Raw genomic sequence first — 24,216 nt, 5'->3', positions numbered from 1 at the left:
CCGGACGATTCCCCAGCACGGGGTGTCCACGGTCACCCTCCGTCAGGAGCGGAGGACCGTGTAGCCCGGGCGGACGACGTCGGTGAGCAGGCGGGCGCGCTCCCCGTCGTCCAGGAAGGCACCGGCCACGGCACGCTCGGTGACCGTCTGGACGTCGTCCCAGGACCAGCCGAACGTGCGCGCGACGGCCGCCACCTCGCTGGTGGCCGACACCCCGCTCATCAACCGGTTATCGGTGTTGAGGGTGACGGCGAAGCCCAGCCGGTGCAGCCGGTCCACCGGGTGCTCGGCGAGCGAGGGGTAGGCGCCGGTCTGCACGTTCGACGACGGCGCGACCTCCAGGGTCACCTGCTCGTCGAGCACCCGCTGCGCCAGCGGGCCGAGCGGGCCGTCCGCGGGGACCTCGTCGGCGATGCGGACCCCGTGACCCAGGCGTTCGGCGTGCGCGCCGTCCAGGGCGGTCCGGATGCTGTCGATCCCGGCGGCCTCACCGGCGTGGATCGTCCGGTGCGCGCGGGCGCCGTCGAGGACGCCGATGGCCGAGGGGACGCGGTCCGGGGGGAAGCCGATCTCGGGCCCGGCCAGGTCGAACCCGACCACCCCGGCGTCGCGGAAGCGGACGACCAGGCCGGCCACCTCCTCCCAGCGGTCGGCCTGCCGCATGGCGCAGAGCAGGGCTCCGACGCGGATCGGCGTCCCCGCCTCCGCCGCCTCGCGGCCGCCCACCGCGAAGCCGTCGACCATGGCCTCCACGACCTCGTCGATCGCCATGCCACCGGCGGTCGAGAGCTCCGGGGCGAACCGCACCTCGGCGTACACCACCCCGTCGGCGGCCAGGTCGAGGGCGCACTCGCGCGCGACCCGGTGGACGGCCTCGGGCCGCTGCATCACGCCGACGGTGTGCGCGAACGTCTCCAGGTACTGCACCAGCGAGCCGGAGTCCGCCGCCCGCCGGAACCACCGGGCCAGCTCGCCGGCATCGGTCGCGGGCAGGTCGCGGTAGCCGCCCTCGTCGGCCAGCTCGAGCACCGTCTGCGGCCGCAGGCCGCCGTCCAGGTGGTCGTGCAGGAGGACCTTGGGGGCGCGGCGGATCGACTCGGCGGTCAGCGGGAGCGGCACACGACGACGCTATGTCATCGCCGCTGTCGGCATCGCGGTGCCGGCATCGCGGTGTCCTCGCGGTCCCGCCGGACGGAACGGCACCCGGTGACGGGCCGCCGGCGGAAGGGACGCGATCCGGCACGAATCCCCCCGGACGGGCATCGCCGCGGAGCGACCGGGTAGGTCCTCGGGTGCCGCCGGTCGCCGTGTTCCGCGTCCGGCGCCGACCTCCCGGGCGCACCGCCCGTGGTGCCCCGGACGGATACCGAGGGAGGAGATCAGATGCAGGCCCACGAGATCGCCGCCGCGGTGCAGCAGTCGGCGCGCATCGACACCCACGACCACGCGGACCGTGCCGTCCGCGCCACGCTGACCGTGCTCGGGCAGCGACTGTCCACCGAGGCCCGTGACCTGGCGGCGCAGCTGCCGCCGGAGTACGCGACCTGCCTGCCGGACGACGCCGGGGTCGAGCGGTTCGACCTGGACGAGTTCTACCGGCGGGTGGCTGCCGAGGAGGGCGCCGGCTGCACCCCGGAGCAGGCCCGCCAGCACGCGCGGGCGGTGACGGCGGCACTGCGCGAGGCCGTCGGCGCGGAGTACCGCCACCTGCTGTCCCAGCTGCCGCAGGACTACGCCGATCTGGTGCACACGGAGAACGCGCAGCACTGACGGGAGTGCGCGATGGCGGCCGTCCGGCGTTCCTCGCCGATCCCCGTGCCGGGGGCCGAGCTCGCCGGCGACCTCTCGCTGCCCGAGGAGCCGCGGGGCGTCGTCCTCTTCGCCCACGGCAGCGGCAGCGGCCGGCACAGCCCGCGCAACCAGCAGGTGGCGGCCGGGCTGCGGGCCGCAGGTCTGGGCACGCTGCTGCTGGACCTGCTGACCGAGGGCGAGGAACGGGCCGACGCCGCCGCGCGCCGGCTCCGGTTCGACATCCCGCTCCTGGCCGCACGGCTGACCGGGGCCGCGGACTGGCTGGGCGGGCCGGACGGTGAACCGGGCCTGCCGGTGGCCACGTTCGGCGCGAGCACCGGGGCGGCCGCGGCGCTGATCACCGCGGCGGACCGGCCGGACCGGGTCCGCGCCGTCGTCTCGCGTGGTGGGCGGCCGGACCTCGCCGGCGACGCCCTCGACCGGGTCCGGGCCCCCACGCTGCTGATCGTCGGCGGTGCCGACCGGGAGGTGCTGGACCTCAACCGGCAGGCCGCCGGACGGCTGACGACCGAGCGGGAGCTGGCCGTCGTGCCCGGCGCCGGGCACCTCTTCGCGGAGCCGGGTGCGCTGGAGCAGGTGGTCGACCTGGCCGCCGCCTGGCTGCTGCGGTGGCTGCCCCCCGCGCCCGGACCGCCGCCGGGGTGAGCCGGGCGGGCGTCAGCCCGCCGAGCGGTCCTGCCAGCGGAACGTGGCGACGCACAGCAGCAGGCCGGCGATGCACCAGGCGCCCAGCACCAGCGCCGTCCGGCCCAGCTCCCAGCTGTCGGCCGGTTCCGCGGCGGCCATCACGTCGGGCAGGAACACCGAGCGGAAGCCCTGCGCCATCCACTTCAGCGGGAAGAAGGCCGCGACGGTCTGCATCCACGTCGGGATCTGCTCGAACTGGAAGAACACCCCGGAGATGAACTGCAGCAGCAGCGCGAAGGGGGTCACCGTCGCCGACGCCGACCGGCCGTTCTTGGCCAGGCTGGAGAGCGCGATCCCGAGCAGGGTGCAGGCGGCCGCCCCGAGAGCGGCCACCCACGCGAAGGTCAGCCAGTCCGCGCCCGAGGGCAGCTCGATGCCGTAGAAGACGACGGCGATGAACAGCAGCACGACGATGATCGCCACCGTGACGGCGAGGACCTGCACCACCTTGCCGACGAAGTAGGCGCTCTTCGGCATCGGCGTCCCGGCGAGGCTCTTCAGCGTCCCGTCGGAGCGTTCGGTGGCGATGCTGATCGCCATGTTCTGCAGGCTGGCGCCGAGGATGCCCGCCGCGATGATCCCGGCCGTGAAGTACTGGGTGAAGCTGACCCCGTCGGCCAGCTCGTAGTCGAGCACCGCACCGAACACGACCAGGAGCAGCACCGGCAGCATCAGGGTGAAGACCACCGACTCCCGCTGCCGGAAGAATTCCTTGAGCTCCACCGACGCACGGGAGCGGTACACCGTCGGCAGGGACGGCAGCGGTCGGGCCGTCGCCGCGGAGGACGTCGTCGTGGTGGTCATCGGGCCTCACCGATCATCTGCAGGTACACGTCCTCGAGCGTGGGGCGGGCCACCGCCAGGTCGGGGATCTCCCCGGGGAAGCGCGTCCCGAGCTCGCGCAGCAGGGCCGTCGGCGTGGCCGTGGCCTCCGTGCGGCGGGCACCGTCCTCGGTCCAGCTGACGACGGCCGGGGCGGTCTCGCGGCCGCCCAGCAGCGACGGGACCGCGACCTCCACCAGCTTCCCCCGGGTGATGACGCCGACGCGGTCGGCCAGCGCCTCCGCCTCGTCGAGGTAGTGCGTGGTGAGCAGCATCGTGGTGCCGAGCTCGCGCAGCGACCGGATCAGCGACCAGAACTGGCGGCGCGCCTCCGGGTCGAAGCCGGTCGTCGGCTCGTCCAGGAAGAGCAGCGTGGGCCGGCCGACGATGCCGAGCGCGACGTCGAGCCGCCGGCGCTGCCCGCCGGAGAGCGCCTTGCCCCGGACGCCGGCCTTCTCGGTGAGCCCGACGAGCTCGAGCACCTCGTCGGGATCCTGGGGGTCGGCGTAGTAGGAGGCCTGGGCGATCAGCATCTCCCGCGTGGTCAGCTGGCTCTCACCGGCGCCGGACTGCAGCACGATGCCCAGCTGCGCCTTCCAGGAGCGCGCGCCGTCGGCGGGGTCCTCGCCCAGGACCCGGACCTCGCCGGCGTCCCGCGACCGGTAGCCCTCGCAGATCTCGACCGTGGTCGTCTTGCCGGCCCCGTTGGGTCCCAGCAGCGCGAAGATCTCGCCGCGGCGGATGTCGAGGTCCAGCCCGTCGACGGCGACGAAGTCGCCGTACCGCTTGACCAGGCCGCGGATGGAGATGGCGGCGTCCGCGTCGAGCGGGGCGCCGGACTGCGCCGGCAGCACGCCGGCAGCAGCGGGAGTCCGTGTCACAGGAAGACAGTCTCCACCTCCGCGCCGAGGACCCGGCGCGGCCCTCCCCCGAAGCACGCCCTGGCCGAAGTTTTCCGGGCCGACGCGGTGTGCCGGCACCGCCTCCGGGGGACGTGGCCGTGATGGACCCAGTGATCCGGCACGTCGCCGACGTCGAGCCCGAGGTGTGGCACGACCCGGTCCGGGGGCACGTCTCGTTCCAGGTCGTCTTCAGCCAGGACCGCACCGCCACGTCCGCGGTGTACACCGGCCGGGCGGAACTGCCGCCCGGAGGATGGGTGGGGCGGCACCGGCATCCCCAGCCGGAGGTCTACCACGTCCTGGAGGGCAGCGGGGTCGTCGTCCTGGACGGGGTCGAGCACCCGGTCGCGGCGGGCTCCGCGGTGTTCGTCCCGGGCGACGCCGAGCACGGCCTCCGCAACACCGGCGACGGAGCCCTCCGCCTCGTGTACGCGTTCGCGACCGACTCGGCCGAAGACGTCGTCTACCGCTTCTCCGACGAGGAGTGACCCCCGCCGTCAGGCGGTGATGCGGTCCAGGATCAGCGGCAGGGGCTGCTCGCCGGTGTCGACGCCGACCGCGCCCTCCAGCGCCTCCAGCGCCCGCGGGATGCGCGCGGCGTCGTCGGTCTGCAGCTCGAGGAGTGGCTGACCGGCGGTGACCTGCTCCCCCACGCCCGCGCGCCAGACGACGCCGGCCGCCGCGGAGACCGGGTCCTCCTTGCGCGCCCGGCCCGCCCCCAGCCGCCACGCCGCGACCCCGAGGGAGAACGCGTCCAGCCGGGTCAGCGTGCCGGTCGCCGGGGCGGTGACGACGTGCGTCTCCGCCGGCGACGGCAGCGGGGCGTCGGGGTCGCCGCCCTGGGCGGCGATCATCGCGCGCCACACGTCCATGGCACGCCCGTCGGCCAGCGCGTCCGCGGGGTCGACGTCGTCGCGGCCCGCCCCGGCCAGCATCTCCCGCGCCAGGGCGAGGGTCAGCTCGACGACGTCGGCCGGCCCGCCCCCGGCGAGCACCTCGACCGACTCGGCCACCTCGACGGCGTTGCCCGCCGCACGACCCAGCGGCCGGTCCATCGCCGTCACCAGCGCCACCGTCCGGACGCCGGCCGCCTCCCCCAGCCCCACCATCGTGCGGGCCAGCGTGCGGGCGTCCTCGGCGCTCTTCATGAAGGCGCCCGAACCGGTCTTCACGTCGAGGACCAGCGCGTCGGCGCCCTCGGCGATCTTCTTGCTCATGATCGAACTGGCGATCAGCGGGATCGACTCCACCGTGCCGGTGACGTCGCGCAGCGCGTAGAGCAGCTTGTCCGCCGGCGCCAGGTCGTTGCCCGCCGCGCAGATCACCGCGCCCACCTCGCGCAGCTGCCGGAGGTAGGCCTCCTCGTGCACGTCGGCCCGCCACCCGGGGACGGCCTCCAGCTTGTCCAGCGTGCCGCCGGTGTGCCCGAGCCCGCGGCCGGACAGCTGCGGCACCGCGACCCCGCAGGCGGCGACCAGCGGAGCCAGCGGCAGCGTGATCTTGTCACCGACCCCGCCGGTGGAGTGCTTGTCGGCGGTGGGCCGGCCGAGGGAGGAGAGGTCCTTCCGCTCGCCGGAGTCGATCATCGCCTGGGTCCAGGCCGCCAGCTCGTCCCCGGACATCCCGCGGAAGAAGATCGCCATGAGCAGTGCGCTCATCTGCTCGTCGGGCACCACCCCCCGGGTGTAGGCGTCGACCACCCAGCGGATCTGCCCGGCGGACAGCGGGACGCCGTCCCGCTTGGCCCGGATCACGTCGATCGCGTCGAAGGCGTTGCTCATCGGCCCTGCCCCCGCCCGGCGGCCGCGATCAGGTCGTCCGGTCCGAAGGCGTCGGGCAGCACCTCGGCCATCGGCACGATCCCCAGCGACACGGTCTCGATGAGCATGTCCTTCCCTCCGTGCTCCCACAGCAGCTGGCGGCACCGTCCGCACGGCATCAGGGGCTGCCCGTCGCCGCCCACGCACGCCACCGCGACGAGCCGGCCGCCGCCGGTGCGGGCCAGGTCGCTGACCATGCCGCACTCGGCGCACAGGCCCAGCCCGTAGGAGGCGTTCTCCACGTTGCAGCCGGTCACGACCCGGCCGTCGTCCACGAGCCCGGCCACCCCGACCGGGAATCTCGAGTACGGCGCGTACGCGTGCGTCATGGCCTCGCGTGCGGCCGCCCGCAGGGCGTCCCAGTCCGGCCGTACCGCCGCCACTAGTGCTCTCCTCGTCGGTAGACCAGGCCGTCGGCCTGGGGCATGCGCAATCGCTGGGACGCCAGGGAGAGCACGAGCAGCGTGGTCAGGTGCGGGGTGAACGACACGATGCCCGGCGGGAGCTCGTCGATCAGGACGAAGCCGGTGAGGGCCGCGGCGGCGAACGCACCGGCCAGGATCGCCTGGAGCAGGCGCCGGCGCACCGACTGCCACACCGCGACACCGGCCAGCAGGACGGCGACCAGCAGCAGCAGCGCCACCACCGCCGAGCGGCTGCGCAGCTGCAGCGCGTCGGCGAACCCGAACAACCCCGCGCCCGTGGCGAGGCCGCCCGGACGCCAGTTGCCGAAGATCAGCGCGGCCAGGCCGATGAAGCCGCGGCCGTTGGTCTGGTTCTCCCGGTAGATGCCGGCGATGAAGACGAGGAACACCCCGCCCATGCCCGCCAGCCCGCCGGAGATGATCACCGCGATGTACTTCATCCGGTAGACCGCGACGCCCAGCGAGTCGGCGGCCGCGGGGTTCTCCCCGCACGACCGCAGCCGGAGACCGAACGCCGTCCGCCAGAGCAGCAGGTAGGACGCCGGGATCAGGAGCACGGCCAGGATCGTCAGCACGCCGATGTCACCCGTGAGCCCGCGCAGGACGCCGGCGATGTCGCTGATCAGGAACCAGTGCTGCCGCTCCAGGTCGCCGAGCAGGTCGGGGCCCGAGGACAGCACCGGCAGCGACAGCCGCGGCGGGTCACTGGACATGGCCGGCGACTGGGTGACACCGCCACCGGCCGGGTTGTCGGTGTAGAACAGCTCGGACAGGAAGCGCGCCACCCCGGCGGCCAGGATGTTGATCGCCACGCCGGACACCACGTGGTCGACGCCGAAGGTCACCGTGGCGATCGCGTGCAGCAGCCCGCCGAGGGCGCCGAAGAGCACCCCGCCGACGAGTGCGGCACCCCAGCCCCACTGGTAGCCGGCGTAGCCGGCCCCCCAGGTGCCGAGGATCATCATGCCCTCGAGGCCGATGTTGACCACGCCCGCGCGCTCCGAGAAGAGCCCGCCCAGCGCGGCCAGCCCGATCGGCACGGCCAGCAGCAACGCGGCAGACATCGTCGAGGACGACGTCAGCGCCTCCTCGCCGCTGATGACCCGCACCAGCGACACGAGGACGATCACCGCCAGGGCGATCCAGAGGAACCGCCGCCCCTTGCCGCCACCGGTCAGCAGGTCGGTGAGCGGACCACGGCTCGGCCGGGTCCCCGGTGAGGTCACCACGGTGCTCATCTCGGCGCCCCCTGCCGCTCGTCGGTGTCCCCGGCCGGCCCGGCCGGACCGCTCGGCGTCTGCATCGCGGCGGAACCGCCGTCCCCCGCCACCGGGGCGGGCGGCTCCGCGCTGCCCCGCTCGGCCGACCGGCGGGTGACCCGCCGGGCGACCTCGTTGGCGACCACGACGGCGAGCACGATGGTGCCCTGGATGATGGTGACGACCGAGGCCGGGAAGTCCGCGATCTGCAGCGGCACCAGGGCGCGGTCCAGGAAGGCGAACAGCAGGGCGGCGAAGGCGATGCCCAGCGGCCGGTTGCGCCCCAGCAGCGCAACGGCGATACCGAGGAAGCCCAGGCCGGCGGTGAAGTCGGTCGTGTAGGAGTGGGTGGTGCCGAACAGGTCGGGCAGGCCGATGAGCCCGGCGACCGCACCCGACAGCAGCATCGCCTTGAGCACCATCGCGCGGGCGTCGACGCCACTCGCCCCGGCCGCCGACGGCGACATGCCGCTGATCTTGAGGTCGTAGCCGAAGCGGGTGCGGTTGAGCAGCACGGCGAGGGCGACGCCCAGCACGATCGCCAGCGGCAGGAAGCCGTAGAGCTGCCGCGGCGGGTTCGCCAGGCCCAGCACGTCGAAGACGGCGTTCAGGCCGCCGAGCTGACCCGACTCCGGGATCTCCGCCGTGCTGATGATGGAGGCGCCCTCCTCGCTGCCCCGGAACGGTCCGGTGAGCAGGTAGGACGCCAGCCCCAGCGCGATGAAGTTCAGCATGATCGAGCTGATGACCTCGCTGACGCCCCGGGTCACCTTGAGCACCGCGACGATGCCGGCCCAGAAGGCCCCGACCACCACCGCCACCGCGATGATGAACAGCACGTGCAGCGGCCCGGGCAGCGTCACGGCCGCGCCGGCCGCCGCCGCCACGATCGTGGCCAGCCGGTACTGCCCCTCGACGCCGATGTTGAACAGGCCCATGCGGAACGCGATCGCGACCGCCAGACCCGCGAGGAACAGCGGGATGGCGCGGTTGAGGATCACCACCAGCGCGGTGATCTGCTGCGCCGGCGAGTCACCGAAGTCGACCATCACCTCGAAGACGCGCAGCGGGTTCACCTGCAACGCGGCCATGACGGCGGTGGAGATGACCAGCGCGCCGACGACGGCGAGGACGGGCGCGAACAGCGCCATCCCCATGCGGCGGACGACGCTCATGCGGCACCCGCCGCGCTCCGGGCCCCGGTCATGTACCCGCCGAGGTCCTCGGGTGTGACGGTGGCCGGGTCGAGCGTGGCGACGAGCCGGCCGCGCAGCATCACCTGCAGCGTGTCCGACAGGCCGATGAGCTCGTCGAGGTCGGCGGAGATCAGCAGGATTCCCATTCCTTCGGCCCGGGCGTCCTTGAGCAGCTCCCAGATCGCGGCCTGGGCGCCGACGTCCACGCCGCGCGTGGGGTGGGCGGCGATGAGCAGCCGCGGGCTCGAGCTCATCTCGCGTCCGACGATGAGCTTCTGCTGGTTGCCGCCGGACAGCGCGACGGCGAGGGTGTCCGGTCCGGGCGCCCGCACGTCGTACTCCTGCATGATCCGCTCGGTGTCGGCACGGGCCGCCTTGCGGTCGATGAACTGGCCCTTGGCGGCCGGCGGCAGCGTCTGGTGGCCCAGGATCCGGTTCTCCCAGAGCGGCGCGTCGAGCAGGATGCCCTGCCGGTGCCGGTCCTCCGGGATGAAACCGAGGCCGGCCTCGCGGCGGGCCCGGGTGCTCCAGCCGGTGATGTCCTCCAGCCCGGCGACGTCCCCGCCGTCGCCGGTGGTGCCGCCGTCGAGCTGGACCTGCCCGGCGGCGAGCGGGCGCAGGCCCATGATCGCGTCGACGAGCTCGGCCTGGCCGTTGCCCTCGACCCCGGCGATGCCGACCACCTCGCCGGCCCGCACGGTGAGGCCGACGTCGTCGACGAGCGCCCGCCCCTCGCGCGAGCGCACGGTGAGGCCGCGCAGGACCAGGACCGGCTCGTCGCGCACCGTGGAACTGCGGGTCTCCGGGGAGGGCAGCTCCGAGCCGACCATCATCTCGGCCAGCTCCTTGACCGTCGTCGTCCGCGGATCCGCCGTCCCGACGGTCGTGCCGCGGCGGATGACGGTGATGGCGTCGGCGACGCGGCGCACCTCGTCGAGCTTGTGCGAGATGAACATGACCGTCAGGCCCTCGCGGGTGAGCTCGGCCAGGTTGCCGAACAGCTCGTCGACCTCGTGCGGCACCAGCACCGCCGTCGGCTCGTCGAGGATGAGGACGGTCGCCCCGCGGTAGAGCACCTTGGCGATCTCGACCCGCTGCCGCGCGCCGACGCCGAGGTTCTCGACCAGCTCGTCGGGGTCGAGGTCCAGCGAGTACCGCTCGGAGATCTCCCGGATGCGACGCCGGGCCTCGGCCCGGTCGAGCCGGACGCCCTTGGTGGGTTCGCTGCCGAGGACGACGTTCTCGAGGACGGTGAAGTTGTCGGCCAGCATGAAGTGCTGGTGCACCATGCCGATGCCGGCCTCGATGGCGTCGGCCGGGCTCTTGAAGTGCACCTCGCGGCCGTCGAGCAGGATCTTCCCCTCGTCGGGGCGGTGCATCCCGTAGAGGGTCTTCATCAGCGTCGACTTGCCCGCGCCGTTCTCCCCGACGATCGCGTGCACCTCGCCGCGGCGGACCCGCAGCTCGATGTCGCGGTTGGCGACCACCCCGGGGAAGCGCTTGGTGATGCCGCGCAGCTCGACGGCGTAGGCGTCACCGGACCGTGCACCCGGGGGCGGGCCGTCCCCGGTTCCTCCTGTTGCGGCCATGGTGGGCCTCTCGCTCGTGTGCTGCCACGGGTGCGCGGCGCACGGCTGTCCGTCGGCGCCGGCGACGGGATCGACCGTCGGCCGGCGGGAACCCGGGCCGGGCGCGGACTCCCGCGGCGCCCGGTTCGGGCTGGCCGCATGATGTCGCACCGCGGTCCCCGCGCGGGGACCGGGTTCGGCGGGGGCCCGCCGAACGGACCCCGGATCACGACGGCGGGCCCGGGGTTCCGCACCGCTGGTGCGAGCGCCCGGACCCGCCGTCGGGGTCGACCGTGGTCGCGGGCCCGCCGGAGCGGGCCCGCGACCGGGGATCACGGGGTCGTCGGGACCTCGATCTCACCGTCGATGATCTGCTGGCGGTAGTCGTCGATATCGCCCTGGATGTCCTCGATGAAGCCGCCGGAGTCGGACAGGCCGACACCCTCGGACTCGAGGTCGTAGACGACGTCCTGGCCGCCCTCGAAGTCACCCTCGACGTAGGAGTCGATGAACGACTCGACCGCGTTGTCGACGCGCTTGAGCATCGAGGTCATGATCACGGCCTGCAGCGCGGGGTCGTCGACGGTCTGGTACTGGTCGGAGTCGACGCCGATCGCGCGGCCACCCGAGGCGGCGGCGGCCTGGAAGACGCCCAGGCCGGAGCCACCCGCGGCGTGGTAGACGATGTCGGCCCCGGCGTCGAACATGCCCTGCGCGACGATCTGCCCCCGGGCCGGGTCGTTGAAGCCGGAGAAGTCACCGGCCGGCGAGATGTACTGCACGTCGACCTGGATGTCGGGGTTGACGGCCGTGGCGCCGGCGACGTAGCCCGCCTCGAACTTCTGGATCAGCGGGGTCTCGACGCCGCCGACGAAGCCGATGTGGTCGGTCTCGGTCTTCAGCGCGGCCGCGACACCGGCGAGGTAGGAGCCCTGCTCCTCGGCGAACAGCAGGCCGGTCAGGTTCTCGGCACCGATCTCCTCGACCGAGGAGTCGATGATCGCGAACGTGGTGTCCGGGTACTGCTCCACGACGTCGGCGATGACATCGCCGTAGGCGAAGCCCACGGCGATGACGGGGTTGTAGCCCTCGTCGGCGAGCTGGGTGAGCAGCTCCACGCGGTTGGAGGCGTCGGAGTTGGGGCTCAGGTCCCGGACCTCGCCGCCGTGCTCCTCGATCGCGGCCTCGACGCCGGCGATGGCGGAGTCGTTGAACGAGCGGTCGCCGCGACCGCCGGTGTCGTAAGCGACGCCGATCTTGAGGTCCTCGCTGCCACCGCCACCGTTGCCGGTGGCGGCGTCGCCCCCGTCCTCGTCGCTGGCACAGGCCGCGAGGGCCAGGCTGCCGGCCAGCAGCAGTGCCGCAGCCTTCGTCATCCGCGCTCGGCGCAAGACGATCTCCTCTCTGGGGGGACGCACGGTCTCGTCGGGGTGCGTCCCGGGTGGGTCAGGGATCCATCGGCCCCGGCCACCGGCCGGACTCGATCGCTTAGGACTGAGGAACGCTAACCGCGCGGGGCGCCGACACCAGCGCTGTGTTCCGGACTGAGATGCGATCGTTGCGAACTGCCCCGCCGGGCGTGCGCTGGGTCACCCCCTGGGCCGCGCGAGGCCCCGTCCCCCTTAGCGTGCCTTCCATGAGGGGACGCCCGGAGGGGATGCGGTGGCCGCTGGCCGCCCTGGCCGCTGCGCTGATCGCCCTCGCCGGAGCCGGTCCGGCCGCGGCCCAGGCACCCCGCCCGACAGTCGACCCCACGGCGCCCACCCCGACGGCGCCGCACCCCGGCCGGCCACCGCAGGGCTCGGCGCCGGACGGGCGGACCGTGGGCGGCGAGGAGCTGGACACCCGCCGGACCGTGGTCGCCGAGGGCGCCCCGCCGCTGCCCGAGGGCCTGACGGCCGGCGGGTGGCTGGTCGCCGACGCCGTCACCGGGGACGTCCTGGCGGCACGGGACCCGCACGGCCGCTACTACCCCGCCAGCACCCTCAAGACCTTGACGCTGCTGACCCTCGTCCCTCTCCTGGATCCCGCGACCGTCGTCGAGGGGACCGTGGAGGACGAGAACATCGAGGGCAGCCGGGTCGGGCTCGTCCGCGGCGGCCGGTACCCGGTCCGGCTGCTGTACCGGGCGCTGATCCTGCAGTCGGGCAACGACGCCGCCAACGCGCTGGCCCGGGCGGCCGGCGGCGTGCCGGTCACGCTCGCGGCGATGAACGAGACCGCGGAGGCGATCGGCGCGTACGACACCGTGGCCGGGACACCGTCGGGGCTGGACGTCGCCGGCCAGTCCTCCTCCCCGTACGACCTGGCGCTGATCTTCCGGCGGCTGGTCGCCGACCCCGTGACCGCGGAGATCCTCACGACGCCGACCGCGGACATGCCGGCCGTCGAGGGCCGGTCCCCCGGCTACCAGATCCAGAACCAGAACCCGCTGGCCGGCACCCCGGGGAACCTCGGGGGCAAGACCGGGTTCACCGACGCCGCCCGCCACGCCTTCGTCACCGCGGCCGAGCGGGACGGCCGGCGGCTCGTCGTCAGCGTCATGGACACCGAGAACGTCCCGCTGCGGGCGGCCGACCAGGCGGCCCTGCTGCTCGACTGGGGGTTCACCGTCCCCGCCGGCGCCGACGAGGTGGGCACCCTGGTGGCCTCCGGGGAGCTCCCGCCGCTCCCCACCCCGTCGACCACCGCATCCCCGGCCCGCCCGTCGGAGCCCCTGCGGCAGAGCGCGGGGCCCGTCCCGGCCGGGACGTCGTCCCCGTGGGTGCCGGTCGCACTCGGCGGGGGTGCGCTCGCGATCGTGGTCGCGACCCTCCTCGGGCGGCGCCGGGCGGTGCGGGTGGTCCCGGTGCTCACGCGAGGACCGGACGCTCCTCCCGGGGAGGGCTCACCGCCTCGATCCGCCGGAGGGTCGACGTCCACGCGGCCGTGAAGAACGCGAACCGGGCCACCAGGTTGATCCACACCAGCAGGCCGACGGCGCCGCCGAACGCCGACGCCGTCACGCTCCCCGAGATCAGGGACAGGTAGTAGCCGCCGATCACCTTGAGCGCCTCCACACCCGCCGCCCCGAACAGCGCCCCGGGCAGGAGCAGCCGCAGCGGGTGGTTGACCGACGGCACGACCCGCAGCAGCCAGAGGAAGACCAGCGTGTCGGCGGTCACGGCCAGCCCGATGCCGACCAGCCAGGTCAGCACCCCGAAGCCGGGCTCGTCGGCCACCCCGAGCAGGTCGAGCACCCACGACGTCGCCTGGGTGACCCCGCCGGTCAGGCCGAGGCTGGCCAGCCCCACCGCGCCGAGGGCGAGGAGGGCGACCACGTCCTGCAGGTTGTCCCGGAGGGCGTCGGGCGGGTCCACGTGCCCCTTCCAGATCCGCTCCATGCCGATGCGCAGCTTGTCCATGGCCCGCAGCCCGGCGTAGAGGAACCCGGCGAGGGCGAGCAACCCGATGAACCCGGCACCGTCGATCGCGCCGCGCAGCTGGCTCACCAGCTCCCGGCCGATGCTGCCGGGGAAGGTGTCGCGGATGGTGGCGAAGAGCTCGGCCTGGAGGATCTCGTTGCCGGCCAGGACCAGCCCGATGATCGAGGCCACCAGCAGGAGCATCGGGAAGAGCCCGAGGAACACGAAGTAGGTGACCCCGGCCGCCATCAGGTCGCCCTGGGTGCGCTGGTACCGGCCGCCCGCGCGGGCCAGGTGGTCGAACCAGCGATGCCGCCGGCGCTGGGCCGCGACGGCGTCCTCGAACCGGGAGTACAGCCGTGTCCACCACGGATCCCGGGCGCTGGACCGGGCCGGAGGGGCGTCGTCCGGAGGGGCGGCGGAGCTCACCGCCCGAGTCTGGGGGACGGCCCGCCCCGGCGCGCTGCGGCCGGAGCGCCGGTCAGCGCAGCGTTCCGTGCGGCGGACCGGTGAGCGGGTACTCGCGGGCGACGGTCCACGCGCCGCCGGGCGCCTGCTCGAACTCGGTGAACGCGGTCACCCGGAACTCGGCGGACAGCTCGGCCAGACCGGTGTAGGCCAGCTCGAGCATGTCCGCCGGCACGTCGTGCGCCACGGTCACGTGCGGGTGGTACGGGAAGGCCAGCGTCCGCGCCAGGGGGGCGCGGCACACGTCGTTGGCGAGCAGCTCGCAGTTGCCGATCCCCCGGGCCACGGTGACGAACACGACGTCCGACACCGGCGTGAAGGTCCCGGTGCCGGCGAGGTGCATGTCGAACGGCGGATGGCAGCGGGCCACCTCGGCCAGGTGGTCGCTGATCAGCGTCCGGTCGGCGACCGCGACCTCGGTGGGCGGCAGCAGGGTGACGTGCGGTGGCACCTGGTTCGCCTGCGGGTCGCCCACCTTCGAGCGCCAGTCGACCAGCAGCTGGGCCCACGGCTCCGGCACCGGGACGACGATGCCGAGGACGGCGCTCCCCGAGGGGGCGCGACCGCGCGGCACGAAGGTGTCGTCGTTCACCGCGGGGCCGCCGGGGGGAGGAAACCGACCCTGTCGTAGGCCTGGGCGAGCGTCCGCCCGGCGACCTCGCGGGCACGGGCCGCGCCACCGGCGAGGAGGCGCTCGAGTTCGGCCTGGTCGTCGAGCAGCTCGCGGGTGCGCTGCTGCACCGGCGTCACGAAGTCACCGACGACCTCGGCGAGCTCCTTCTTCAGGTCGCCGTAGCCCCGTCCCTCGAAGTCCCTCTCGAGCTCGGCCACGCTGCGACCGGACAGCGCGCTGTGGATCGTCAGCAGGTTGGTCACGCCGGGCTTGTTCTCCGGATCGGCGACGACCTCGCGCCCGGTGTCGGTGACCGCCGACCGGATCTTCTTCGCCGTCACCTTCGGGTCGTCGAGCAGGAAGACGCAGCCGGCGCCCGGAAGGCTCTTGCTCATCTGCTTCTCGGGCGTCTGCAGGTCCAGGATCTTCGCGGCGCCGGGCGGGATGAACGCCTCCGGCACGGTGAACGTCTCCCCGAAGCGCCCGTTGAACCGGGCGGCGAGGTCGCGGGTCAGCTCGAGGTGCTGCCGCTGGTCCTCACCGACCGGCACCCGCTCCGCCTGGTACAGCAGGATGTCGGCCACCTGGAGGACCGGGTAGGTGAACAGCCCGACCGTGGTGTTGGCTGCGCCCTGCCGCTGGCTCTTGTCCTTGAACTGGGTCATCCGGCCGGCCTCGCCGAAGCCGGTGAGGCACTGCATGACCCAGCCGAGCTGGGCGTGCTCGGGCACGTGGCTCTGCACGAACAGGGCGCTGCGGTCCGGGTCCACACCCAGCGCCAGCAGCTGTGCGGCCGACGTCAGGGTGTTCCGGCGGAGCTCCGCGGGGTCCTGCGGAACGGTGATGGCGTGCAGGTCGACCACGCAGTAGAAGGCCTCCGCCGAGTCCTGCAACGCCACCCACTGGCGCAGCGCGCCGAGGTAGTTGCCCAGGTGGAACGAGCCCGCCGTCGGCTGGATGCCCGAGAGCACCCGGGGCGATGACTTCGGCTGCAGGGGCACGTCGGCCATCAAACCAGCCGCACGCGCCGGGCGTTCGGACCTCCCCCGTCCGGCCCCCCGCGGGGGCCCGCCACGAGCGCGCGAGCGGTGGTGGCAGGGGGCCCTTCGTCAGACGAACCGCTCGCCCGCCCGGATGTCGTCCAGCGCGGCCAGGAAGACGTCGTCCTCCTCCGGCGTGCCGACGGTGACCCGCACCCCCTCGCCCGCGAAGGGCCTGGTGATGACGGCCCGCGCCTCCAGTGCGGCGGCGAGGTTCGCCGCGTCCTCCCCCACCGGAAGCCACACGAAGTTCGCCTGGCTGTCGGCCACGTCGATCCCGCGCTCGCGCAGCGCGGCGGTCAGCCGGGTCCGCTCTGCCACCACGGCGGCGCAGCGGGCCCGCACCTCCTCCTCGCTGGCCAGCGCGGCGACCGCGGCGGCCTGGGCGACCATGGACACGCTGAACGGCACGTGCGTCTTGCGGACCGCCTCGGCGACGGCCGGGTCCTCGGCGATCAGGTAGCCGACCCGCAGCCCGGCCAGCCCCCAGGCCTTGGAGAAGGTGCGCAGGACGGCGACGTTCGGCCGGCCCCGCATCAGCTCGACGCCGTCCGGGACGTCGGGGTCGGTCACGAACTCCCGGTAGGCCTCGTCGAGGACGACCAGGGTCTGCGCGGGGACGGCGTCGAGGAACCGCTCGAGGTCCGCACGCCGGACCGCCGTCCCCGTCGGGTTGTTCGGGTTGCACACGAAGACCAGCCGGGTGGACCCGTCGATCGCGGCCAGCAGACCGTCGAGGTCGTGGGTGTCCGCCGGGCCCCCCGGCCGGCCGGGCACCAGCGGCACCTGGACGGCGCGGGCACCGGCGACCTGCGCGAGCAGCGGGTACATCTCGAACGAGCGCCAGGCGAAGGCGATGCTCGTGCCCGGGTCGTTGTAGGCCTGCGCCAGCTGCTGGCAGAGGGTGACCGCCCCGCAGCCGGTAGCCACCTGCCCCGGGTCGACGCCGTAGCGGCCGGCCAGGGCCCCGGTGAGCACGACCGCACCGTTGTCGGGATAGCGGTTGGTCTCGGCGGCGGCGGCGGCGATGGCCTCGACGACCGCCGGCAGCGGCGGGAAGGCGACCTCGTTGCTGGCGAGCTTCACGGCGCGCTCGACGCCGATGTCCCGGGCCAGGTCGGCGGGGTTGCGACCCGGCCGGTACGCCGGGAGCGCCTGCACGGCCGTACGCGGCTCGACCACTGGGTGACCACCTCTCCGCGGCGCCCCTCCTAGGGTGACGCCATGCGTGTCCTCGTCGCCGGTGGAGCCGGCTACATCGGCAGCGTAGTGACGGCGGCCCTGCTGGCCGCCGGCCACGACGTGACCGTGCTCGACGACCTGTCCACCGGCCACGCCGACGCGGTGCCCGCGGGGGCGACGCTGGCGCGGGTGGCGCTGCACGACTCCGCTCCCGTGCTGGCCGAGGTGCGGCCGGAGGCGGTGCTGCACTTCGCGGCCAGGAGCCTGGTGGGGGTCTCCCAGCAGCGGCCGCACGAGTACTGGGACACCAACGTCGGCGGCTCGCTGGCGCTGCTGGAGGCGATGCGGGCGGTCGGCTGCCGGCGGATCGTCTTCTCCTCCACCGCCGCGACGTACGGCGAGCCGGAGTCCGTGCCCATCCGCGAGGAGGCGCCGACACGGCCGACCAACACCTACGGCGCCTCGAAGCTCGCCGTCGACCACATGCTCACCTCCTACGCGGTCGCGCACGGGTTCGCCGCGGTCAGCCTGCGCTACTTCAACGTCGCGGGCGCCGCCTTCGGGCTCGGCGAGCGGCACGCGACGGAGACCCATCTCATCCCGCTGGCGTTGCAGGTCGCGGCCGGGGAGCGGGAGTCGCTGACGGTCTTCGGGCGGGACTACCCGACGCCCGACGGCACCTGCATCCGCGACTACGTGCACGTGCAGGACCTCGCCGACGCGCACCTGCTGGCCCTGCCCGCCCCGGCCGAGGGCGAGCACCGGATCTACAACCTGGGCAACGGCACCGGTTTCTCGGTGCAGGAGGTGGTCGACGCCGCGCGCGAGGTCACCGGGCACGCCCTGCCGACCGTGGACGGCGGGCGGAGAGCCGGCGACCCGGCGCAGCTGGTGGCCTCGAGCGCGCGCATCCGGTCCGACCTGGGCTGGATGCCGCGGCACACCGACCTCGTCGGCATCGTCCGCGACGCCTGGGCGCTGGTGGACCCCGCTGCCGCCCACCGCTCGTAGCAGGACCCCGCCCTCCCACCCCTCGCAGGCTCGGGGGAGCCTCGGGACGGGGTCGGGTACCCGCAGGGCGGGCGCGAGTCCGTCAGGCGGTCGTCGTCGTCGCGTCCGTCCCCTCGCCCGACGGCTCCGGCGGGGGGCTGACCAGGAGCCGGGCGATCCGCCGGCCGTCCAGGTCGACCACCGACAGGGTCCGGCCGCCGACCTCGACGGTGTCCCCCACCTCGGGGAGCCGGCCGAGCTCGGCGAGGACGTAGCCGGCCGCCGTCTCGTAGGGCCCGTCGGGCAGTTGGAGGCCGGTGGCCTCGGCGAAGTCGTCGAGGTTGAGCAGGCCGTCGACCTCGCGCGGGCCGCCGTCGGGCTGCATGCCCTCCGGGGCGACCTCCTCGTCGTACTCGTCGTAGATCTCGCCGATGACCTCCTCGATGAGGTCCTCGAGGGAGACGATCCCGTCGGTTCCGCCGTACTCGTCGATCACGATCGCCAGGTGGTGGTTCTCGCGGCGCATCTCGCTGAGCGCGGTGAGCACCCCCGCCGTGCCCGGCAGCCGCTTCACCTCCCGCGCCAGGTCACCGACCGTCGCGGCCCGGCCGGCCGGATGGTTCGGCAGGAAGAGGTCGCGCACGTGCACGAAGCCGACGACGTCGTCCTGGTCGCGGCCGGACACCGGGTACCGCGAGTAGTTGCTGTCGACGACGAGCTTCGCCGCCCGGCTCGCGGTCATGGACGCGTCCAGGAAGGTGACCTCCGTCCGGGGCGTCATGACCTCCCGGACCTCGCGCTCGCCGGCCCGGAAGACCTCGTCGATCAACCGCCGCTCGTCGCTGCTGAGGGACTCGTGCGCGGCGACGAGGTCGCGCAGCTCCTCCTGGCTGATGGACTCCCCGCTCTGCCGGGGGTCGCCGCCGAAGAGCCGCACCATGACGTTCGTCGACTTCGAGAGCAGCCAGATGACCGGCCGCGACAGCTTGGCGATCGCGTTCAGCGGGGCGGCGACGAGCAGCGCGAAGCCCTCCGCCCGCTGCAGGGCCAGCCGCTTGGGGGTCAGCTCCCCGACGACCAGGGACAGGTAGCTGATGGCGACCGTGACCAGGACCAACGCCAGGGTCCCGGCCAGCCCCTCCGACACCCCGCGGCCGACCAGCCAGTCGGCGAATGGCTGCGACAGCGTGCTGGCCCCGAACGCGGCCGAGAAGAACCCGGCGAAGGTCACCCCGACCTGCACCGCGGCCAGGAACTGGTTGGGGTCGCTGAGCAGCTTCTGCACCGCCTGGCCGCGCCGCCCGGTCTCGGCCATGGCGCGCACCTGGGACTCGCGCAGCGAGACCAGGGCGATCTCCGCCCCCGCGAAGACCCCGCCGATCAGGATGAACACGACGACCATGACGATGCTGAGCCAGACGTCGCTCACCGGCGGCGTACTCCTCGGGATTGAGTGGGGTGGAGCGCGGTCGGGTCCATGGTGCCTGGTCGCCCGGCTCCGGTGCGGGCACCGGGTGCCCGGAACCCCTCGACCTGGGGTTTCCCGGCCGCGGCCGTGACGTTTCTCTCGGGGACTCACCGTGACCTTGCACGCACCGTTAGTCTCGGTCCGGTAACGAACCGTGATCAACCGTTCTCGTGAGGTCAAGCCGTGCACCACGTCCCCGCGGGCCCCCCGCACTCCTCCCGCGCGACCAGGGCATTGCCCCGACGGGCGCACCTCGCCCGCGGCGAACGGCGGCGCCGTGGCCGGCGGCTGGCCCTGAGCGCCGGCCTGAGCACCGTGGTCACCACGCTGCTCCTCGCCGTCCCGGTGATGGCCGGGACGGGGACGGACTCACCCGTGGTGCTGGGCCAGGACGGGCAACCGCTGTCCTCCAGCGCCTTCGCCGGCCTGACGTCGGCCGCGACGTTCTCCTCGGGCACCGGCGAGGCGTCGGCCGCGCCGTCGGCGACCCGGTCGGCGAGCGCCGCGCCGTCCGCCGCGGCCGCCCCGCCCTCGACGTCCGCACCGGCCGCCCCGGCACCGGACGTGCCGGCCGAGCCCGCTCCCGAGCCCGCCCCCGGGGCCGCCGCGGCCGAGGCGCCGGCTCCCGAGACGTCCACGTCCGCTCCGGCACCCGCTCCCGCCCCGGCTCCGGCTCCGGCTCCGGCACCGAAGGCGGCGCCGGCACCCGCGCCGACGGCCGCCGCGGCTCCGGCGTCGGGTGGCGTCGAGTCCCAGGTGCTGGCGCTGGTGAACGCCGAGCGCGCGGCCGCCGGGTGCGGTGCCGTCTCCGCCGACGCCGGGCTCGCCGCGGTGGCGCTCGCGCACAGTGCGGACATGCGCGACCGCGGCTTCTTCGACCACGTCAACCTGGACGGGCTGGACCCGTTCGACCGCGCCGACCGGGCCGGGGTCAGCGCGCGTGCCGAGAACATCGCCCGGGGCCAGCAGACGGCGGCCGCGGTCATGACCTCCTGGATGAACAGCTCCGGGCACCGGGCGAACATCCTCAACTGCGGCCTGACCCGCCTGGGTGTGGGCGTGGCCCAGGGCGGCGGCGGTCCCTGGTGGACCCAGCTCTTCGGCTGACATCTCCGCCTCGGGGTGATCAGCACCGGTCCAGCGGGCCCTCGATCTCCGGGAGGGCCCGCTGGACAGGTGGTGATCACCACCGGTCGAGCTCGGCCGCGATGCGGCGGACGAGCGCGGCCGGATCCCGCAGGTCGGCTGCGGTGACGAACACGACGCGCCACCCGGCCGCCGTGAGCCGATTCAGCCGGCGCCGGTCCCTGGCGAACTGCCCGGGCTCGGCGTGCCATGCGCCGTCGTACTCGATGGCCACCTTCCGGGCGGGATAGGCGAAGTCGAGGCGCGCGACGAAGCCCTCGTCGTCGACGACCCGGTGCTGAGGGGTCGGGGCGGGCAGACCGGCGCGGTGCATCAGCAGGCGCAGGCGCGTCTCCTGCGGGGACTCCGCCAGACCGTCGGCGAGCGCCGCCACCTCGCGCGCCGACCGGCTGCCACGGCACCGCGGCAACCCGGCCACCGCGTCGCGCACCTCGGGCAGGCGGACGAGCCCGGCGGCGACGAGGCGATCGAGCAGGACGACGCCGTCGTCCACAGGTCCTCGGCGGACCAGGTCCACCGCGGTCCGCACGCGCGACGTGCGTGGGAGCGCCCGAGGCGGCCGCACGACATCGCCGTCCAGCGTCGCCGTGCGCACCACCACGCCGGGGGACGGCCGCCACCGGGCACCGGGCGGCACCACCACCTCCACCGGATCGTCCCGGCCGGCGAACCCCTCCCCGCCCCACAGGGCCACAGCCGTCAGCCCGCCGAAGGCGGCCTCCGGAGGCGCCACGAGGCGGACGCCGAGCGCCTGGACCAGGTGGGTGAGGGGGAGGCGGGCGTCGACGTAGACGTCCTGCCGGAGCCGGCGCCACGCGGAGCTGCGGAGCTGGTCCGGGGAGAGCAGCCCCGCCCGTACCGCGGACGTGCCCCGGAACACCCGGCCGCGGAGAGCCTCCGGGCGATGGGGCGGGACGGGCACCCGGGGAGCGTGCCGGACTCCGGCCGCCCGTCGCTGCCGCCGTCCACAGGCATGATCACCGCCGCTCCACCGGGCCCTCCCCCGGCACTGACCCCCCGCTGCAGCGGCTCCGAGCACGCCCCTCCCCGCACAGCGGCCCCCTCACCCGGGTGCGGGTGAGGGGGCCGTCGTGCGCGCGGGTGTTCCTCTAGGCCATGGCCTTCTGCAGGTTGCTGTCGATGGCCGCCAGGAAGTCCTGGGTGGTCAGCCACGGCTGGTCCTTGGAGATGAGCAGCGCGAGGTCCTTGGTCATCTGACCGCTCTCGACGGTGTCGATGCAGACCTTCTCCAGCGTCTCGGCGAAGCGGGTCACCTCGGGGGTGTCGTCCAGCTTGCCGCGGTGGGCCAGACCCCGCGTCCAGGCGAAGATCGACGCGATCGGGTTGGTCGACGTCTCCTTACCCTGCTGGTGCTGCCGGAAGTGGCGGGTCACCGTGCCGTGCGCCGCCTCGGCCTCGACGGTGCGGCCGTCGGGGCTCATCAGCACCGACGTCATGAGGCCGAGCGAGCCGAAGCCCTGCGCCACGGTGTCGGACTGCACGTCGCCGTCGTAGTTCTTGCACGCCCAGACGTAGCCGCCCTCCCACTTGAGGGAGGCGGCGACCATGTCGTCGATCAGCCGGTGCTCGTAGGTGATGCCGGCGGCCTCGAACTTGTCCTTGAACTCGGCCTGGAAGACCTCCTCGAACAGGTCCTTGAAGCGGCCGTCGTAGGCCTTGAGGATCGTGTTCTTGGTCGACAGGTAGACCGGGTACTCGCGCTGCAGCCCGTAGTTCATCGACGCGCGGGCGAAGTCGCGGATCGAGTCGTCGAGGTTGTACATCGCCATCGCGACGCCGCCGCCCGGGGACTGGAAGACCTCGTGCTCGATCGGCGCCGAGCCGTCCTTCGGCGTGAAGGTGATCGTCAGCGTGCCCTCACCGGGGAAGCGGAAGTCGGTGGCGCGGTACTGGTCGCCGAAGGCGTGGCGGCCGACGACGATCGGCTTGGTCCAGCCCGGCACCAGCCGCGGCACGTTCTGCATGATGATCGGCTCGCGGAAGATGACGCCGCCGAGGATGTTGCGGATCGTCCCGTTGGGCGAGCGGTACATGCGCTTGAGGCCGAACTCCTCGACGCGTGCCTCGTCCGGGGTGATCGTGGCGCACTTGACCCCGACGCCGTGCTTCTTGATGGCGTTCGCGGAGTCGACGGTGATCTGGTCGTCGGTCGCGTCGCGCGCCTCGATGCCCAGGTCGTAGTACTCCAGGTTCACGTCGAGGTACGGGAGGATCAGCTGGTCCTTGATGAACTGCCAGATGATCCGGGTCATCTCGTCGCCGTCGAGCTCGACGACCGTGCCCTCGACCTTGATCTTCGCCACGCAATTTCTCCTTGTGCTGTTGTGGCCCCGTCCCGAGGCTCACCCCGAGCTTGCGAGGGGTGAGAAGGACGGGGTCCTTCTACTTCTTCAGAGGTCGGCTACGTCAGCCTGCTTGGCGCGCACGGCCTCGGCCGCGTCCCGCAGCCCGGCCAGCTCGCTCTCGGACAGGTCGCCCTCGACGACCTTCCGCACACCCTGTCGACCGATCTCGGCCTCGACGCCCAGGTAGACACCGTTGATCCCGTACTCGCCGTCGACCCAGGCGCAGACCGGCATGACCTCGCCGGAGTCCTCCAGCACGGCCTTGGCCATGCGGGCGGCGGCGGCCGACGGCGCGTAGTAAGCCGAGCCGGTCTTCAGCAGCGCCACGACCTCGGCGCCGCCGTTGCGGGTGCGGTCGACCAGGTGCTCGATGCGGTCGGCGGCCATCACGTCCGACAGCGGCTTGCCGTCGACGGTGCAGCGCGAGGGCACCGGCACCATCGTGTCGCCGTGCGATCCCAGGGTCAGGGTCCGCACCGAGGAGACCGGCACGCCGAGCTCCTCGGCCACGTTGTTGGTGAAGCGCGCGGTGTCGAGCATGCCGGCCTGGCCCATCACCCGGTTCTTCGGGAAGCCGGTGGCCAGCTGGGCCAGCGCCGTCATCTCGTCCAGCGGGTTGGACACGACGATGATCACCGCGTCGGGCGAGGTCGAGGCGATGTTCTCCGCGACCTGGCGCACGATCTTCGCGTTGGTCTCGATCAGGTCCATCCGGCTCATGCCGGGCTTGCGCGGGAGTCCCGCGGTGATGACGACGACGTCGGAGCCCTCGGTGCCCTCGTAGGACCCCCCGCCCACGCCGACGACCTTGGTCTCGAAGCCCTCGATGGGCCGCGACTGGTTCATGTCGAGGGCGATGCCCTCGGGCTTGCCCTCGACGATGTCGGTGAGGACGACGGTCTCGACGATGTCGTACTCGGCGAGACGGAGAGCGGTGGTGGAGCCGTAGAAACCGGCGCCGACGACGGTGACCTTGCCCTGCCTGGACGTGTCTGCCATGGCCAGCAACCTATCGCTGAGTCCGCACCGCCGCCGACCGGCCCCCTCC

General features: G+C 73.6%; 23 protein-coding genes. 6 read left to right on the top strand and 17 right to left on the bottom strand.

Annotated features, from left to right (window positions below; translation table 11 throughout):
• Nucleotides 1-42: 42 nt before the first annotated feature.
• On the bottom strand, nt 43-1,119 hold the full coding sequence (locus tag BM142_RS01665; protein WP_092195015.1) for an adenosine deaminase: 1,077 nt from the start codon (nt 1,117-1,119) through the stop codon (nt 43-45).
• Nucleotides 1,120-1,383: 264 nt separating this feature from the next.
• Here BM142_RS01665 and BM142_RS01660 point away from each other — a divergent pair, with 264 nt between their 5' ends.
• On the top strand, nt 1,384-1,770 hold the full coding sequence (locus tag BM142_RS01660; protein ID WP_092195014.1) for a DUF2267 domain-containing protein: 387 nt from the start codon (nt 1,384-1,386) through the stop codon (nt 1,768-1,770).
• Between the two features lie 12 nt (nt 1,771-1,782).
• The gene (locus tag BM142_RS01655) at nt 1,783-2,457 is read left to right on the top strand and encodes a dienelactone hydrolase family protein (RefSeq protein WP_092195013.1); all 675 of its coding nucleotides are present in this window, start codon (nt 1,783-1,785) and stop codon (nt 2,455-2,457) included.
• Nucleotides 2,458-2,469: 12 nt separating this feature from the next.
• Here BM142_RS01655 and BM142_RS01650 read toward each other — a convergent pair whose 3' ends face one another.
• Together BM142_RS01650 and BM142_RS01645 are read right to left on the bottom strand one after the other, a co-directional pair.
• Nucleotides 2,470-3,303, bottom strand: coding sequence for an ABC transporter permease (locus BM142_RS01650; RefSeq protein ID WP_092195012.1), 834 nt, complete (start codon nt 3,301-3,303; stop codon nt 2,470-2,472).
• A complete protein-coding gene (locus tag BM142_RS01645) occupies nt 3,300-4,202 on the bottom strand; it encodes an ABC transporter ATP-binding protein (protein ID WP_254790460.1) in 903 nt (300 codons plus the stop codon). Before BM142_RS01645 ends, BM142_RS01650 begins: the two co-directional genes overlap by 4 nt.
• 122 nt (nt 4,203-4,324) lie before the next feature.
• Here BM142_RS01645 and BM142_RS01640 point away from each other — a divergent pair, with 122 nt between their 5' ends.
• The gene (locus BM142_RS01640; protein ID WP_092195199.1) at nt 4,325-4,711 is read left to right on the top strand and encodes a cupin domain-containing protein; all 387 of its coding nucleotides are present in this window, start codon (nt 4,325-4,327) and stop codon (nt 4,709-4,711) included.
• 9 nt (nt 4,712-4,720) lie between these two features.
• Here BM142_RS01640 and BM142_RS01635 read toward each other — a convergent pair whose 3' ends face one another.
• The 6 genes from BM142_RS01635 to BM142_RS01610 form a co-directional block, all read right to left on the bottom strand.
• Nucleotides 4,721-6,004 (bottom strand): thymidine phosphorylase, encoded by a 1,284-nt coding sequence (locus BM142_RS01635; protein WP_092195011.1) that lies wholly within the window; start codon nt 6,002-6,004, stop codon nt 4,721-4,723.
• Entirely contained in the window at nt 6,001-6,426 is a 426-nt protein-coding gene (locus BM142_RS01630) for a cytidine deaminase (RefSeq protein WP_092195010.1), read from the bottom strand. The genes BM142_RS01635 and BM142_RS01630 overlap by 4 nt, the downstream gene beginning before the upstream one ends.
• Nucleotides 6,426-7,706 (bottom strand): ABC transporter permease, encoded by a 1,281-nt coding sequence (locus BM142_RS01625; RefSeq protein ID WP_092195009.1) that lies wholly within the window; start codon nt 7,704-7,706, stop codon nt 6,426-6,428. The genes BM142_RS01630 and BM142_RS01625 overlap by 1 nt, the downstream gene beginning before the upstream one ends.
• On the bottom strand, nt 7,703-8,902 hold the full coding sequence (locus BM142_RS01620) for an ABC transporter permease (RefSeq protein ID WP_092195008.1): 1,200 nt from the start codon (nt 8,900-8,902) through the stop codon (nt 7,703-7,705). Before BM142_RS01620 ends, BM142_RS01625 begins: the two co-directional genes overlap by 4 nt.
• Nucleotides 8,899-10,512, bottom strand: coding sequence for an ABC transporter ATP-binding protein (locus BM142_RS01615; protein ID WP_092195007.1), 1,614 nt, complete (start codon nt 10,510-10,512; stop codon nt 8,899-8,901). The genes BM142_RS01620 and BM142_RS01615 overlap by 4 nt, the downstream gene beginning before the upstream one ends.
• Before the next feature lie 311 nt (nt 10,513-10,823).
• Nucleotides 10,824-11,867 carry a BMP family lipoprotein gene (locus tag BM142_RS01610; protein ID WP_092195006.1) on the bottom strand — a complete coding sequence of 348 codons (1,044 nt, stop codon included), beginning with the start codon at nt 11,865-11,867 and terminating at the stop codon, nt 10,824-10,826.
• A 260-nt stretch (nt 11,868-12,127) separates the two neighbouring features.
• On the opposite strand from BM142_RS01610, the gene BM142_RS01605 reads away from it, so the two are divergent.
• On the top strand, nt 12,128-13,423 hold the full coding sequence (locus BM142_RS01605) for a D-alanyl-D-alanine carboxypeptidase family protein (protein WP_254790459.1): 1,296 nt from the start codon (nt 12,128-12,130) through the stop codon (nt 13,421-13,423).
• Here the strand turns inward: BM142_RS01605 and BM142_RS01600 are convergent.
• The 4 genes from BM142_RS01600 to hisC form a co-directional block, all read right to left on the bottom strand.
• The gene (locus BM142_RS01600) at nt 13,344-14,324 is read right to left on the bottom strand and encodes a YihY/virulence factor BrkB family protein (RefSeq protein ID WP_254790458.1); all 981 of its coding nucleotides are present in this window, start codon (nt 14,322-14,324) and stop codon (nt 13,344-13,346) included. The genes BM142_RS01605 and BM142_RS01600 overlap by 80 nt on opposite strands.
• A 52-nt stretch (nt 14,325-14,376) precedes the next feature.
• Entirely contained in the window at nt 14,377-14,955 is a 579-nt protein-coding gene (locus BM142_RS01595; RefSeq protein WP_092195004.1) for a 2'-5' RNA ligase family protein, read from the bottom strand.
• Nucleotides 14,952-15,986, bottom strand: a complete 1,035-nt coding sequence (trpS, locus tag BM142_RS01590; RefSeq protein ID WP_175527038.1) for a tryptophan--tRNA ligase — start codon at nt 15,984-15,986, stop codon at nt 14,952-14,954. Before trpS ends, BM142_RS01595 begins: the two co-directional genes overlap by 4 nt.
• 99 nt (nt 15,987-16,085) lie before the next feature.
• Entirely contained in the window at nt 16,086-17,198 is a 1,113-nt protein-coding gene (gene hisC / locus BM142_RS01585; RefSeq protein ID WP_092195003.1) for a histidinol-phosphate transaminase, read from the bottom strand.
• Between the two features lie 42 nt (nt 17,199-17,240).
• Here hisC and galE point away from each other — a divergent pair, with 42 nt between their 5' ends.
• On the top strand, nt 17,241-18,209 hold the full coding sequence (galE, locus tag BM142_RS01580; RefSeq protein WP_092195002.1) for a UDP-glucose 4-epimerase GalE: 969 nt from the start codon (nt 17,241-17,243) through the stop codon (nt 18,207-18,209).
• Nucleotides 18,210-18,291: 82 nt separating this feature from the next.
• On the opposite strand, the gene BM142_RS01575 is transcribed toward galE, so the two are convergent.
• Nucleotides 18,292-19,617, bottom strand: coding sequence for a hemolysin family protein (locus BM142_RS01575; protein WP_092195001.1), 1,326 nt, complete (start codon nt 19,615-19,617; stop codon nt 18,292-18,294).
• A 222-nt stretch (nt 19,618-19,839) separates the two neighbouring features.
• On the opposite strand from BM142_RS01575, the gene BM142_RS24980 reads away from it, so the two are divergent.
• Complete coding sequence (locus BM142_RS24980; RefSeq protein WP_139228732.1) at nt 19,840-20,763, top strand: CAP domain-containing protein; 924 nt, start codon at nt 19,840-19,842, stop codon at nt 20,761-20,763.
• Nucleotides 20,764-20,839: 76 nt separating this feature from the next.
• Here the strand turns inward: BM142_RS24980 and BM142_RS01565 are convergent, their stop codons facing one another.
• The 3 genes from BM142_RS01565 to mdh form a co-directional block, all read right to left on the bottom strand.
• Nucleotides 20,840-21,724 (bottom strand): endonuclease domain-containing protein, encoded by an 885-nt coding sequence (locus BM142_RS01565; RefSeq protein WP_254790457.1) that lies wholly within the window; start codon nt 21,722-21,724, stop codon nt 20,840-20,842.
• Nucleotides 21,725-21,911: 187 nt separating this feature from the next.
• A complete protein-coding gene (locus tag BM142_RS01560) occupies nt 21,912-23,126 on the bottom strand; it encodes an NADP-dependent isocitrate dehydrogenase (RefSeq protein WP_092194998.1) in 1,215 nt (404 codons plus the stop codon).
• 87 nt (nt 23,127-23,213) lie between these two features.
• Nucleotides 23,214-24,167, bottom strand: coding sequence for a malate dehydrogenase (gene mdh / locus BM142_RS01555; protein ID WP_092194997.1), 954 nt, complete (start codon nt 24,165-24,167; stop codon nt 23,214-23,216).
• Between the last annotated feature and the right edge of the window lie 49 nt (nt 24,168-24,216).

Origin of the sequence: Blastococcus tunisiensis (assembly GCF_900112815.1) — a bacterium.
Lineage (GTDB): Bacteria > Actinomycetota > Actinomycetes > Mycobacteriales > Geodermatophilaceae > Blastococcus_B > Blastococcus_B tunisiensis.
This window is presented reverse-complemented; position numbering and strand designations above follow the sequence as displayed.